Below are 14,455 nucleotides of genomic sequence, written 5' to 3' on the forward strand. Positions count from 1 at the left end.
CTCTGTCTGAAATAAGTTACAAATTAAGCAATTGGGTATTGCCATACATTGATTGGCGAAAGGAATGCTAAAAAACAGGACTCCTGAGCTACTTGCTCAGGAGTCCATATTTTTGGATGATTTCCAATTATGGAAACCGACCCAGTTGAATCAATTATATCCTGGATTCTGAACCAATTTGTCGTTCGAATCGATTTGTGGCTGAGGAATTGGGAAGATGATTTCATGAGTGTCCGCAGGATCAGCTGCTTTTGCCCACCACGCATCGTGCCATTTGCCAAAGCGGATCTGATCCTGACGACGAGTCATCTCCACATACATTTCTCTTCCTCTTTCGTCAAACAACATGTCGCTGGTTAAAGTAGTGAAAGGATCTACGCCAGCTCTTTCACGGATTTGGTTGACCAAAACCAATGCCTCGCCTGTATTTCCCATCCTGAACTTGGCTTCCGCCAAAGAAAGAATGATGTCTCCCAACCTGAAAATAACGAAGTCATTGCTCATGTTGTTAGTACCACCACGCTCAATTTCGTATTTGCCAATTCTGGCACCGCCTTGTCTCCATCCGTTGGGGAATAACTCATTTAAAGCAGGGGTGAAAGTAAGGTCTGGGCCATTAGGGTCAGCTGCATCCACTCCCGGATCTTGTGTTATTGTGCCGTCAGGATTATACTGTGGACCAACAAGGAAATTAGACAAACGCTCATCTTGAGTACCTTCAGAAGGCTCTAGCGCTAAACCTGCCCAAACATCTCCCTGAGGACCAGGGTTTTTCACCGGATCAATATAAGAATTGTAAAATTCTTCTACAGTTTGATAACCATTCCAGGGCTGCTGAGTCAAGCTGAAAGTAGTTTGGCTAGCAAGGTGAAGGGTCATCATTACCCAGTTAAACCCACCCGCAAACACCTTGTCATAAGGATACACATAGATGTTCTCTCCGGAATTCTGATTGTTAATGGCGAAGTTATCTGAATAAACTGGCTCCAGTGAATAAAGACCGCTATTGATGATCTGCTCCGCCGCATCAGCTGCTTTGGCCCATTGGGCTGTTCCAGTGTACACTTCTGCATTCAGGTACATCTTTGTTTTAATAGCAAGGGCAGCCCATTTGGTCATCCTTCCATAAGTTGCAGCTGTTTTCTCAGTCGGGAGCAGGCCAATTACTGCATCAAGTTCTGATTCAATGAAGTTGTATACTTCCTGTCTTGTTGCATTTGCTGGGGGCTCGGTGTCAGTAAAGTCTGTCACCAAAGGAATGTTACCAAAGGCATCCATTCCCCAATAATACCAAAGCGCTCTCACAGCTCTCAATTCCGCAATAAATGCGTCGGCTTGAGGTGTTCCCAGTTGCTCAAATGAGTAGATCAAACGGTTGGTAGTGTTAATACCACCATAAATCATACCCCACGCACTGTTGAACAGTCCGTTGTTGGCAGGGAAGTTGTGCTCATGAAGCTGAATGAGTACACCGCCATCGTACCAGTCACCACCTTTTTGGCTGATTGCAATTTCATCAGATGAAATCTCATTGATTGACCAAAGGTTGAAGTGGTTGCCCAGTCCGCCGAAGGCTGCATAGGCTTGTCCAAGTGCTGCTATGAACTCTTCTTCATTTTTGAAGAAGTTGTCGGCAGTAATATCGCTATATAACTCTTCTTCCAGGTCGGTACAAGACTGACTAAAAACTGTCAACCCCAGCCCAACTAAAAGAATACGTCTTAAGAATGATTTTTTCATTTTTTAATTCTTTAAAGTTTAGAATCCAAGATTGATGCCGAAAGTAAATACACGAGTGGTGAAGTATGTTACCCTTCTTTCAACACCGGGAGCCAAAGGATCATCATTGCCATCATTCGAGTCGTCAAACGAGTCAACAAATCTTACTTCAGGATCAATGCCTGTATAACCCGTCACAACAAATGGGTTTTGTGCTGATAAGTAAACCCTGAAGTTGCTAAAAGCACTTCCAGGGGCCAGGTTGACCCTGTAACCAACCGTAGCGTTGTCCAATTTGATAAAGTCCGCTTTCTCCACATGGCTGCTGTTCACTTTGGCATCTTTGATTTCTGGATCAAAGTACTTGGTGTTCACCACATTGTAGTTGTCTGTTGTAGTACCCTGAGTGTTTTCATAAAAACCTCTGTAGGAATTGTAAAGCTCATGGCCCACAGCACCTCTGAAGAATAAGTTTATATCAAAGTTTTTGTAGGTGAACGAGTTGTTGAATCCGAAAGTGAAATCTGGCAGGCCATTACCAACAACAGTTCTGTCGTCGTCGCAGTCACAAAATGTCCCGTCGCCGTCGATGTCTTTGAACTCTGGTGTTCCATTGTCAAGAATACCCACTTGAACAGGGCCCCAAAGTTGACCTAGCTTCTCACCTTCTTTTACTCGAACGAGGTTAGTAGCATTCTGTCCTGGAGAACCCATATTCGCTCTGTAAAGAACGCCACCACTACCAAAGCTCAAGTCTCCAGAAGTCAAACTAACCACCGTAGTGCTGAAGGTAGAAAAGTTGATGCCAGGTGTCCAGCTAAAATCTGAGGTGTTTACCGCCGCATAGTTGAATGCTGCTTCGAAGCCGATGTTCTCCAATTCACCAATGTTTACAAGCGTGCTACCGAACAAATTCGGCGGAACAGGCACTGTTACCTGCAAGATCAGGTCTTTTGTATTTCTCTTGTAGAAGTCCAATGTACCGGTCAATCTGCTATCAAGGGCAGCAAAATCTAAACCGAAGTCGATTTCATTTTTAGTTTCCCAGGCCAGATCAGGGTTGGCGTTGGATACCGGGCCGTAAGAAGGTACGTATGCACCGTCGATAAAGAAGTTGCCCTGACGCCCGAATCTCTGAAGCGACGCATAGGATGAGCCAGGCTGGTTACCTGTGATACCCCAGCTAGCTCTGAATTTCAAGCTGTTAACGCCAGGAAGATCGAACAGGTTCGACAATGTAACACCACCGCTCACGGCTGGGAACAAGCCCCACTTGTTGTTAGCACCGAACCTGGTAGAGCCTTCATAACGAGCACTGGCAGAAAGGAAGTAGGTACCCTGATAGTTCATATTGGCCCTGCCAAAAAACGCCACCAGCTTGTTGGAGTTCTTGTAACTTGAGATGGTACCAAGTCCATTGGCAAAATCAAGCGCAGCTCCCATGTTATTGTAGGTAAAAGCATCAGTCAGGAAGTTGCCACCTTGCATGAAGTTACCTTCGTTCTGGAAGTCCTGATAAGAATAACCACCCAATAGGGCGATGTTGGCATCACCAGCAGTGATATCGTAGTTAACTGTTGTTTCGAAAAGTTCGTTGAACCTATCGTTGCGTGAGATATCAGCCAGACCAGATCTACCAAATCCACCACCAAACTTGGCAGTTTTAGGAGAATAATTACCTCTCCAATCACTTTCCCACTGGCGGGAGTAGAACACGGCCGTTCTAAAGTTGCTTGTGAAATTGTATTCACCACGGATGCTCGTCAACAGGCGAGTGTCTTTGCCATCGTGAATATTCTGCTCAGCAATAGACAATGGGTTGTACCAATCGAAAATGTCTCTTTCAGCATACCCGGCAAAGTTACCTCCAGCGGTTGGGCTGGTTGTTGTATTGTCGTAGATAGGCATTGTTGGGTTGGTGATAATACCATAACGGAATGAGTTGGCGTCTCCGTAGGTTGCATCCTTGGAAGTGGAGGAAATGTTCACCGTGAAAACTGCCTTGTCATTCAATGCCTTTTGAGTAAGGTTCAATCTACCGTTGAGTTGCTGGAAACCGGAGTTGATACCAACACCTTCTGCATCACGCACGTTCAACGAGGCACGGTAGGTAGTGCTGCTTGTTCCTCCGCCAAGTGACAAGTTGTGCACTTGGGAATAGGCTGTTCTCGTAAGGATATCGAGCCAATCAGTGTCCGAGCCAAGGTCGATGGCACCAGGAATTTTCTTGTATTCAGCGGCATCCATTACTGGGATTGTTCTGGCAACGTTTTCCATGGCAATGGATCCGTTGTACTCAACTGACACTTTACCAGCCTTACCAGTTTTAGTAGTAATAAGAATCACGCCACTGGAACCCCTTGTTCCGTAGATTGCTGCAGCAGACCCGTCTTTCAATACATCGATAGAGGCAATGTCGTTAGGATCCACTGTGTTCAGCGAACCGCCAATTACACCGTCGATAACAACAAGTGGTTCCGCATTGGCACCCACTGTGGACACACCTCTAAGACGGATTTTAAAGCCTCCGTTGGGGTCACCACCAGGTCTTACCACGTTCAAACCAGCTACTTTACCCTGTAGAAGCTGAGCGGGGCTGTTTACTGTTCCCTTGTTAAAGTCTTCGGCTTTTACACTGGTAACTGAACTGGTGATCTCTTTTTTGTCCTGAGTACCGTAGCCCACCACTACCACTTCACTAAGTGACTGAACGTCAAGTTCAAGGGCAGCATCAATTACTGCTCTGGAACCCACGGCAATAACCTGGGGGGTGTAGCCAACAAAAGAAAAAGAAATAGAAGCATTTGCACCTACACTAATGGTGTAATTTCCATTAATGTCTGTGACTGTACCATTGGAGGTACCAGCCTCCAAAATGTTAACACCCGGCAAACCCTCTCCGGATTCCGCATCTGTTACCTTTCCACTGACTTGCCTGTCTTGTGCAAGCGCCTGACCAAAAGTCAGCGCTACAAGACAAACTACAGGGAAAACGTACTTCAGTAGTCGTTGTCTCATAAAAATGTAGTTTAATAGTTGTTTGGTAAAACTTGTTTAAAGTGATCTACTCGTCCGTTTCGGACTGCCGAAATATAGCTGCACATGTAAAAACATGAAGAGCAAATGTTGCGATAGTCCTTTTTAGACGGGTGAAAATCCTTACAATTTTCTTAAAAAAAATCAATTTAGCTAAAATATAAGGCTAAAAAGATTCAAACAAAAACGTTTTTGTTGTCATTGTAATAATGTAATCGTTTGCGAAAACGTTTTCGTAAAAACGCTGTCAAATCTTGGAAAAGTATAATTGGCAATAGAACTTGTACTTTGTTGAGTAATTCTCAAAGGTGGTTTTGATTCGTTTGGAAAAGCTCAATTTTCTAGCTTTCAAGCCCTCAATGGAGGGGAATTCGGACAGTGCGAGCAGCAGATATTTGAAAATGAGGGATCAAGCGGAAAACCTGGGGAGCAAGACGCTTAAATCACGCTGTACCATTTGGCGAACCATAAGCATTAAAGAAGCAAAACTGGTTGAATGCGTCTCGCCCGGCCGGGCTTCTCCAGTCGGATAGGCTTGGACCTTTTGCTTCTTTTACGTAATGACAAGATACTCTCGCAAAAAAAATCCCCAGAAATATTGCTTGATCCAAAATGAGGTACGCCATTGATTTGCGTAAGATTGTCTGCATATGACGCTGCCGATGGTTATCACAGGTTATGTGCTGGTGATTGGAAGGGTTGGATCGACCTCCTTCATCTACCTGGCGAATAGTTTAGGCGGACAAAGGAGGTGGAGATGTTGGCTGGCCAGTGTTACCAAATGTGTTCTATTCAACAATTAATATACCTCTCATGCTGGCAGCATGACCTGGGAAGGTACACACGTAGGTGTATCTGCCTGGGGTAGTTGGTGCTTCGAAGTAAATAACATCCTTTTCGCCCGGGCCTATCAGTTTGGTGTGATAAAGAACTTCTTCTGCGTCTGGAACATAGGCTTTATTTTGTCCCTCCAGACCAAGGTCTATGGCCAACTGAGCAATTTTGTCGGCAGCGCCCGGCTTTACAATAACCACGTTGTGGAGCATGTCGTCCGGGTTATTGAATTCCATTTTGATCTTACTTCCGGCCTTTACGGTTATTTCAGATTGATCAAACTTGAGGCCGGGAACAGGCTCCAACACAACGGTCTGGTCTGGCCCGTTAGTCCAGGAAGCCGGCATCTCAACTACCCGTTTGCTGCTTGTCACGTTGGCGGTGCCAGCCGTTGACGCCGTGTGTCCGGAATGATCGGCCGATTCGTCACTTCCCCTTACCCTGCCAGGCACATTGTTCATGGTGTAGTAGCCGGTATTGTGTAGCAGGGTTTCGCCTTTACTGTTTTTCACACCTGCGGGCTTCACTTCATATATATACCCGTCTCTTATCTGATCAATCACCAGCTTCACTCTTAGCTGGTCGGAGCTAACTTCCACACTGGTTATGTTTCTTTTTTGAAGATCGGTTACAGGGCTGCCATAGTTGTGATGGTACAGATACGTAAAATCCTGAACTGAGTAATTAGACGGATTGGAAGCTGTGGCGAGATCCACTTTCTCGGTGAATTCAATACTAAAACCGTCTTCCAACGCTCGAATAGTCTTCATCTCAAATGGAAGCTTTCCGGTGTACTGAAGTTTTTCCAGCCCGAAGTTGTCCTGTCCTGTTGATGACCAGCCCCTGCTCGTCATTCCTACATAAATGATATCTCTTTTCGGTGACCATTGCATTCGAAGAATACCAGATGAAAACCCTTCCCTAAAAGGAAAGCAAACGCCCTGATATTGGCCATTTACTTTCTCCTGATATATCCTCATGATTTTGCTATGCCCCTGGTCGCCAACAAGAAACTGATTTTTGAATGGCCCAAAATTGTCGTTGTCGATTAGCAGAATGTCCGAAGTAGAGATGCCCATCAGCGTGTGAGGAAACCAAACACTCGGAGCTTTCATCTCAGGAACAATCTGGGCATATTCATGCAGGGTGTAGCCAAGGGTATCTACGATGTCCTCCATTTTGAGGCTGATGGGGGAGCCTTTTTCCCCAGACCACTTGAGGCCTTCGGGGTGCCCAACAAAATCTCCGGACTCAATATGTGTCATTCTACCTGAGCCCACCCAGTCACCTTGATTTTCCGCATAGAAGATGTCTCCCTCTGCGTTGACGTTGAAGCCAGCCGGAGAACGCATACCCACAGCAATGGGAGTCATTTTTCCGTCAGGAGTAATTTTCACCATCCATCCATGCCATTTTGAAAGACTGGCACCACGACCAACCCAACCAAGGTTGAGCGTTACTATCATGTCGCCATTTGGCAAGATCAGAGGGCCATAAGAGTATTCATGGTAATTGGCAGCAAGCGGCCAGCTGTAAATAGTTTCGTATCTGTCGGCCTTTCCGTCTTTATTAATGTCAGACAACCTGGTTAATTCGCCTCTTTGAGCTGTGTAGAAAATACCGTCTCTGAAAGCCAGCCCCAAAGGCTCATGCAATCCCGTGGCATATTTTTTAAATATTGGATTGCTGCCGGACGGGTTTTCAATCAGCCATATGTCGCCTCGTCTGGTGCTAACACCTAGCTTCCCACCGTTATCAAAAGCCAGACCACCAACTTCCAGTACGATATCTGCTGGAATGGGGACTTTTGAGATGATAAAATGAGCGGCCTCCTTTTTTTGGATATCCGTTTGGGCTTGTACACTAACAGACAATCCAATAAACAGTATAAGAAGTATATGTGAAGTTGTGTTTTTAAATTTCATCTGTATAAATTTATTTTTAGAGGCCAGATCGGCCCGCCGAAGCGGGAATAGCTGAATCCGTTTGAAAGAGAAGATTTAGCTTCTAGATGGCATATTCATTTTTGTTCGGGTGTGTATTCCTTATGGCTATTTCATAATGTTGGATGCAAGTCAATTACCAAACGATAGAATAGGTGAGGGTCGATTTGTCTGAAGTCCCGGGCAGTTGAACTAAGAGCTCCTTGTCGAACCTGTTGACTACATTAATGTCAGCTTTTTCACCTACAATAATGTAATAGCTTCCGTCTACCCAGTACCAGCCATTTGACAATTGGTAGATACTTTTTCCAGAAGCAATTTGGAACCAATTGAGTCCGTTGGAGCCAGGATTTTCAAAGGTGATCTCTCTTGTAATACCTTGCAGGTCGTCAGAGGGCCGTGCTGTATCCTCAATTTTGAGCTCGTTCATTTCGTAGCGAATAACTGGGTAGCCGCCTTCGTTGATGTCGTAACCAAGCACCTTAAAACCTTCCTGGGCTTCTAAGGGCCACTTGTCGCCAGGTGCCACTAGTCGGGCTACCGGAACCTGGTCGGAAAAGTCGATGCTAAAGTTGAGCGGTTTCAAAAGCTGGGGCTCACCACGGCCTCGCCACATTTCACTAGCGTCGGCGTAAGCGCCTTTCCACCCCTTGATGAGGGCTCCATTTAGCAAGTCATACGAATAATTGATTTTTTTATTGGTGACTACAGATATTGGATGAGTTTTTCGGGTGTTTTTGTACTCAAGAAAACTTCTCACAAGCCGGGGCTCAGTAGCCGGCTCAACAACCATTGGCTCCGGCTTTCGTCCCGTGCCGCCATAAGGGTTAACTCCGAACGATTGCCGGGAAATTTCCGGGCCCTCGTAGTATATCATTAGCATGGAGCTCCACACATCCTGATAATACGAACTTTGAAAGGTGTGTGTCCCTTTCTCCAGCGTGATTAATCCTTTGACTGCACCAAAACCGGGCTCTCCGTCGTTGTGCACCACAACTTGCTCGTCAATGATTAAGTCCCCACCATCATCTATCAAGGTTTCAAAAAGGTAGTCACCAGAATTTGGAACCAAGAGATTGCCTTTGAAAATCACGCCATAGTGGTCGTTACCGTCAGCCAGACCGACAATAGATAGCTCATTTACTTTGCCGGTTTTAGCCGGGGTCATTGTGGTAAAGTCGGGGAGCTTGTCCCACGTGCCTTGATAAAGTGAGTATTCAAGGTCACTTAATGTAAGATTTTCAAGACCATAGGATTTGTACTTAATGTCCTTCAGAGCGACCGAGTTGTTTGCCGAAGTGAAGATAAATGAGCCAGAAGTCGACTCTTCGTTGTTGGGTGAGAAAATCGCCTCCTTCACTTCGACCCCGGATTGAATGAGAAATCCGTTTAAATACACTTCGGAGAATACGGCGTTTTTAGTTTTCTGCCCGTCACTGCCAAACCGAGGTGCTTTGAAGGTTATCCTCACGGTTTGCCACAGGCCGGGCATTTTCAAGGCATTGACAGTTGTACGCTGAGTACTGTCAATTCGTACTGGAATGCCTCCGCCAGACTTTTCGGTTTGTTGTCCGTTAGCAAACTCCGCCACGATGAGTGGGTATTGCTCCAGTAAAACTATTTTTAAATCTGCCCCCTCTGATAGAGCAAAGCTAAATTCCAGTTCTAAATCAGTATGCTTAATACCGCTGGAGATTTGTTCTGAGTCTTTGCCGCTTTTTATCAGGCTTCCGCTTCCTGCTTTTGCTTCGAAGCCACCTGGGACGGCCAGCACCTCGCCTGCAATAGCCCAGCCTTTGCCTATATCAGTGAACCCGGACAAGTCGGATAAAGAAATAAGCTTCATAGGAAGGGCATCAGGAACTTGAACTGATGCACTTTCTTCAGCTGAATGATCAGAGCAGGAGGTTAAGAAGAAGGCAGTTAGAACGGCTAGCGTAAAGTATCTCGATATTCTCATAAGTAGTAAGTATTAATCTAACTGAGGGTCGATTCAGTCAAATAGTCTTGCAAGTAAACAGAACTGAGCAAAATTTCCCGGGAATTAATGTTTGAATGGTGTTGGCCGTCAACCTTTGGGCGAAAATCGCAGGCATCTCTATCAAGCCAAATGGAAGCACTAAGTGCCTATTGGACCTAATAAAACAATATTGTAGTCAGACTTAATGGCAACCTCTCCATTTTTCACCTCACCTGTTTGGCCACTATAGTAGTCTTTTAATTGGGTTCCGTCGGGAAAAACTCCACCAACCGGAATTAGTTTTTCACCCTGCTCCGCATCAAGTGCAATTACAACCCGGTCTTCTAATACACCATCTTTGTAAATGCGTGAAAAAACATAAGGCATTTCACTGATTTGCTCATGCCTACCCACGCCAATCGCCACGTGATCTCTCTTGAAAGTGCCGAGTTTCCGCCAATGGTCTAGAATACTTTGTGCACTCTGGTCGCCAATACTCGCATTGTCAGAGATTTGTTCCCAGTTCATAAAAGATCTAAGTACAGCATCGCCTGAGGCCCCCTCGTATTGTAGAAGGCGCCCCGATTCGTCGCCATAATAAATTTGGGCGGCGCCAGGGGTGAGTAAGAGTTTGGTTCCCGCTTCTATGGTTCTTTCCCTGGTGGCATCGAATGGCTGGCCGTCGTCGTGTGAGCTTAAATAGTTCAGCGTACCATTGCCAATGACGCTCGTGTGGAGCAATGTATCGTATTTTTTGAAGATTGATTCATAGTCTTTTTGGGCATCGTACTTAAATTCGAAATTGATCAGGCTGTGGAACCCCTGGTCGAAATAGTCAACTTTTCTGTCACCGAAATCGTACCAGCGACCACCGCTGATACCGTAATTGTACACTTCCCCCACCATGTAAAACTCATTGTCGTCGAGCACCTCATTGGGGTGGGAGCGCTTCCAGTCATTAAAAGCGATTACCACTTCTTTGTACAACTCGCTCCAAACCGATTCTTCTACGTGCTTGGCAGTGTCCACCCTAAAGCCGTCGACGCCAAATTCCCGTACGTAGTCGGTCAACCACTTAATGATGTAATATCGAGGTGCCCTGGGATAGCCAGTTCGTTCGAAGAATTCATTGAGCTCGGCTAATTCTTGTTCGTAACGCCCTTCAGCTTTCCATTTCTCTACCAAATGGCCTGGAAGCTCCACTTTCTCATCGCTTCCGCTTAGTAAATCCGGTAGATTTTTCACAAGGGTGCACGACACGGTTGTTTCATAGTCCTGATAAACACATTGTGGTTCGGTTCTTACCCAGTCCGCCCAGGCTGGATCTGCTTCAGTAACCGGGCCGGTGTGGTTGAGTACCACGTCAAGAACCACCCTGATTCCTTTAGCATGGGCAGCCTTGACCAATGCTGCCAAATCTTCTTTCGTGCCGAAGTTGGGATCGAGCGTCGTCCAGTCTTTGGCCCAATAGCCATGGAAGCCGTAGTTGTTGCCAAAGCCTTCGTCAACTGATCCGTGTATTTGCTCGACAACAGGTGTAAACCAAAGTGCAGTTACCCCAAGGTCAGAGAAGTAGTTGTCTGATATTTTTGCATTGATACCTTTGATGTCGCCACCCATGAATCCCCGGAGGGGAGCCGTTTCACCGGTTCTGCCAAAATTGACATCGTTGGTTGTGTCGCCATTGTTGAACCGGTCTGTCAGCAGAAAATAGACAGTAGCGTTTCCCCAGAGAAAGGGGGCTTTTACCTCCTCAGGTGCCGACGCTTCCTTCTTTGGGGTTTGGCAAGAGAAGATTCCCGCCAGTAGAAAAATAAGAGTTATTCGTCTGGTCATAGGGGTTAATTTTTGCCAGTTAGCCGATAAATTTTAAAGGAATTCGGAGCTATTTCAAAGGACAATGCGTTGGGCGAGTCTTTCGATACGAGGTCATCTGAAGCCATGGAAATCATTTCGCCTTTGTCGAGGTAGCTAGTAAAGGTGATCGATTTTTTCTGATGCATATTAAAAGCCGTTAGCGCATCTGCCGGTATTTTTAGACGCACTTGCTCGTTTTCTTCCTTGTTGAAACTAACCGCTATCAGAAAGGCGCTTTTGTCGTTGTGGCGCAAAAATGTGAATATGTTGTTGCTGTGCCCTGTAAATTCAGCACTTCGGTTGAAATAGTGCAGATCGTAAAAGCCGCCTGATGCAATGATTGGTTCTTTTGAAGAAAAGGAGAGGATAAACTGATACAACTCTCGGAGCTCTTTTTCTTCAGCAGACAGGTTTCCACTATCAAACTTACCACCATTCATCCATGCCTGGTGTTTAGGCACTCCCCAATAATCGAAGATGGTTGTTCGGCCATCTTCTCCCGAAAATCCTTCACTGCCGGTAGCTGGCTCACCTACCTCCTGGCCAAAGTAAACCATGACTGGCCCCGTGTGCATGGTGGCCGTTAGTACCATGGCCGGTATAGCGTATTTTGCGTTGCCAGCAAAAAAAGGAGAGGCGATTCTTTGCTCGTCGTGGTTTTCAAGAAAGCGCAGCATGTGTTGGGCAATACCTTCCTGTCTTTGCCATACAGTGGTAATGTGGTCGGTGTTGGCCTTGCCTTCAATGATGTGCCGCAGCGTATCGTAAAGCTCTACCTTGTCGTACAGATAGTCAAAATGCCCCTTTTCGATGTAGTTTCTATATTCGTTGGGGTTGTAAATTTCTGCAATGAAAATGATGTCAGGGTTGATAGCCTGCACTTTGGGAATGACCCATTCCCAAAATTCTACCGGCACCATCTCTGCCATGTCGCACCGAAAACCATCTACCCCTTGTTCAGTCCAGTAGGTCAGAATCTCAAGCATTTTGTTCCAGGTGTCTGGAATAGGATCGAAATGTCTTTCTCTGAAATTGACGTAGTCAACCCCATAGTTAAGTTTTGTCGTTTCAAACCAGTCGTTGATGGATGGAGTAGGGGAGAAAACGTCATTCCCCGTGGCTTTTGCGGGCGACTCCATGTAGAACTGGTCTTTGGTAGGGTGCTCATGCCCGGGCAAGGGATCATACCCCGCCGGAATCTGAAATGGCTGGCCTGGAACGTAGTAGAAATTGTTAGATGCTTTAAATGCTACCGACACATCGTCGTCGGCACCAAATTCTTTTACACCTTCGGGTGCGGCATCGGAGGAGTATCCTCTGGCTACATGGTTCGGCACAAAGTCGATGAGCACTTTCAGCCCCTCTTTGTGCGTTCTGTCGACAAGCGCAAGGAACTCCTTCTTTCTATTTTTTGGGTTTACAGCAAGGTCTGGACTGATGTCGTAGTAGTCTTTGATGGCGTAAGGCGAGCCTGCTCTGCCCTTTACAACATCCACATCGTCAAGCGCAATGCCTATCGAGGTGTAGTCCGACATGCTGGCATGTTCCAGCACACCAGTATACCAGATATGTGTAGCGCCAAATTTCTTTAGTTCTTTGAGCGCTTTGGCATTGATGTCGGCCATCTTGCCAACTCCGTTTTCCTCAATGTTGCCATACCGCTTGTTGGCATTGACCTTGTTACCAAAAAGCCGTGTCATTATTTGGTAAACGATTATTTTATCTGATTTACCAGCCATAAAAGAGGAGTCTAGGGTGGAAGAAGATTGGTGACTTTCAGGGGTTGAGCATTGGATAAGAAAACACGAGACAACGACAGTTGCCGTCAGTTTAACTACTTCCAATAACCTGAAAGTCACCAAGGCAACTAAGCGTTACGATTGATGCAATTCAAGTCTTCGAACGATTGCTTCAGGCGAGCTACAAAAGTTTTTTCACCTTCTCTGAGCCAGGCTCTTGGGTCGTAGAACTTTTTGTTCGGCTTGTCAGAGCCTTCAGGATTGCCAATCTGCGACTGCAGGTAGCCTTCGTTTTTCTTGTAGTAGTCTTTCACACCGTCCCAATACGCCCACTGCATGTCGGTATCGATGTTCATTTTGATGGCTCCGTAAGAAATAGCTTCACGAATTTCAGCTCTGCTTGACCCGGATCCACCGTGGAACACGAAATTGACCGGCAATGGCCCTGTCCCATGCTTTTTGATGATAAATTCCTGGGAGTTTTTAAGAATCACGGGCATCAGCTTCACGTTGCCCGGCTTATATACGCCGTGAACATTACCGAAGGCAGCAGCTACTGTGAAGTTGTCAGAAATGGCTTTTAGCTGAGTGTAGGCGAAATCGACTTCTTCGGGCTGTGTGTAAAGCTTCGAGCTGTCAACGTCGGAGTTGTCGACACCATCTTCTTCTCCACCAGTCACACCCAATTCGATTTCAAGTGTCATACCCATTGCTGCCATTCTCTTGAAGTACTTGGTGCTTATTTCCATGTTCTCTTCAATCGACTCTTCTGATAGGTCGAGCATATGGCTGCTATACAAAGGCTTTTTGTGCGTTTCGTAAAATTTCTCACCAGCGTCGAGCAGTCCGTCAACCCATGGCAAAAGTTTTTTGGCACAATGGTCGGTGTGAAGAATGGTTGTAACACCGTATTTTTCTGCCATCAAGTGCACGTGCTGAGCGCCTGAAATACCGCCAGCAATAGCAGCGAACTGGTTGTCGTTGCTTAGGCTTTTGCCTGCAAAGAAAGAAGAGCCTCCGTTGGAGAACTGTATGATAACGGGTGAATTAACAGCCTTTGCTGTTTCAAGTACTGCATTCACCGTGTTTGTGTTGATCACATTGACCGCAGGAAGGGCGAAGTCGTTTTTGTTTGCATAGTCAAACACTTCCTTTACTTCGTCACCTGATATTACGCCTGGTCTGAATTTCATAGTATTATATTTTATTGAATTTGTTATTTACAGAGGGAAAAATCAAAATTATCCCTAAAAGACAAATAAGCAAAGAGGGAACTAAGTTTAGACTTGGTAAACAGCCTAAATCGGTTTTTAGTTGAAAAATTTATAACTTCTTAGCCAAGTTTGTAGAATTTGATGCCTACTTTT

General features: G+C 45.8%; 7 protein-coding genes. All 7 read right to left on the reverse strand.

Annotation, left to right across the window (positions count from 1 at the left end; all coding sequences use genetic code 11):
• Window positions 1-150: 150 nt before the first annotated feature.
• The 7 genes from GC130_RS20000 to fbaA all read right to left on the reverse strand — a co-directional run bounded on the left by GC130_RS20000 (window position 151) and on the right by fbaA (window position 14,281).
• Window positions 151-1,740, reverse strand: coding sequence for a RagB/SusD family nutrient uptake outer membrane protein (locus tag GC130_RS20000; RefSeq protein WP_152000126.1), 1,590 nt, complete (start codon window positions 1,738-1,740; stop codon window positions 151-153).
• Between the two features lie 18 nt (window positions 1,741-1,758).
• A complete protein-coding gene (locus GC130_RS20005; RefSeq protein ID WP_152000127.1) occupies window positions 1,759-4,737 on the reverse strand; it encodes a TonB-dependent receptor in 2,979 nt (992 codons plus the stop codon).
• Window positions 4,738-5,543: 806 nt separating this feature from the next.
• On the reverse strand, window positions 5,544-7,514 hold the full coding sequence (locus GC130_RS20010) for a plastocyanin/azurin family copper-binding protein (RefSeq protein ID WP_152000128.1): 1,971 nt from the start codon (window positions 7,512-7,514) through the stop codon (window positions 5,544-5,546).
• 154 nt (window positions 7,515-7,668) lie between these two features.
• Window positions 7,669-9,492, reverse strand: coding sequence for a family 16 glycoside hydrolase (locus GC130_RS20015; protein WP_152000129.1), 1,824 nt, complete (start codon window positions 9,490-9,492; stop codon window positions 7,669-7,671).
• Window positions 9,493-9,651: 159 nt separating this feature from the next.
• Window positions 9,652-11,328, reverse strand: a complete 1,677-nt coding sequence (locus tag GC130_RS20020; RefSeq protein ID WP_152000130.1) for an alpha-amylase family glycosyl hydrolase — start codon at window positions 11,326-11,328, stop codon at window positions 9,652-9,654.
• Between the two features lie 5 nt (window positions 11,329-11,333).
• Entirely contained in the window at window positions 11,334-13,049 is a 1,716-nt protein-coding gene (locus GC130_RS20025; RefSeq protein ID WP_226940559.1) for an alpha-amylase family protein, read from the reverse strand.
• Between the two features lie 167 nt (window positions 13,050-13,216).
• The gene (gene fbaA, locus GC130_RS20030) at window positions 13,217-14,281 is read right to left on the reverse strand and encodes a class II fructose-bisphosphate aldolase (protein ID WP_152000132.1); all 1,065 of its coding nucleotides are present in this window, start codon (window positions 14,279-14,281) and stop codon (window positions 13,217-13,219) included.
• Between the last annotated feature and the right edge of the window lie 174 nt (window positions 14,282-14,455).

The sequence above is a fragment of the Imperialibacter sp. EC-SDR9 genome (genome assembly GCF_902498805.1).
GTDB lineage: Bacteria > Bacteroidota > Bacteroidia > Cytophagales > Cyclobacteriaceae > Imperialibacter.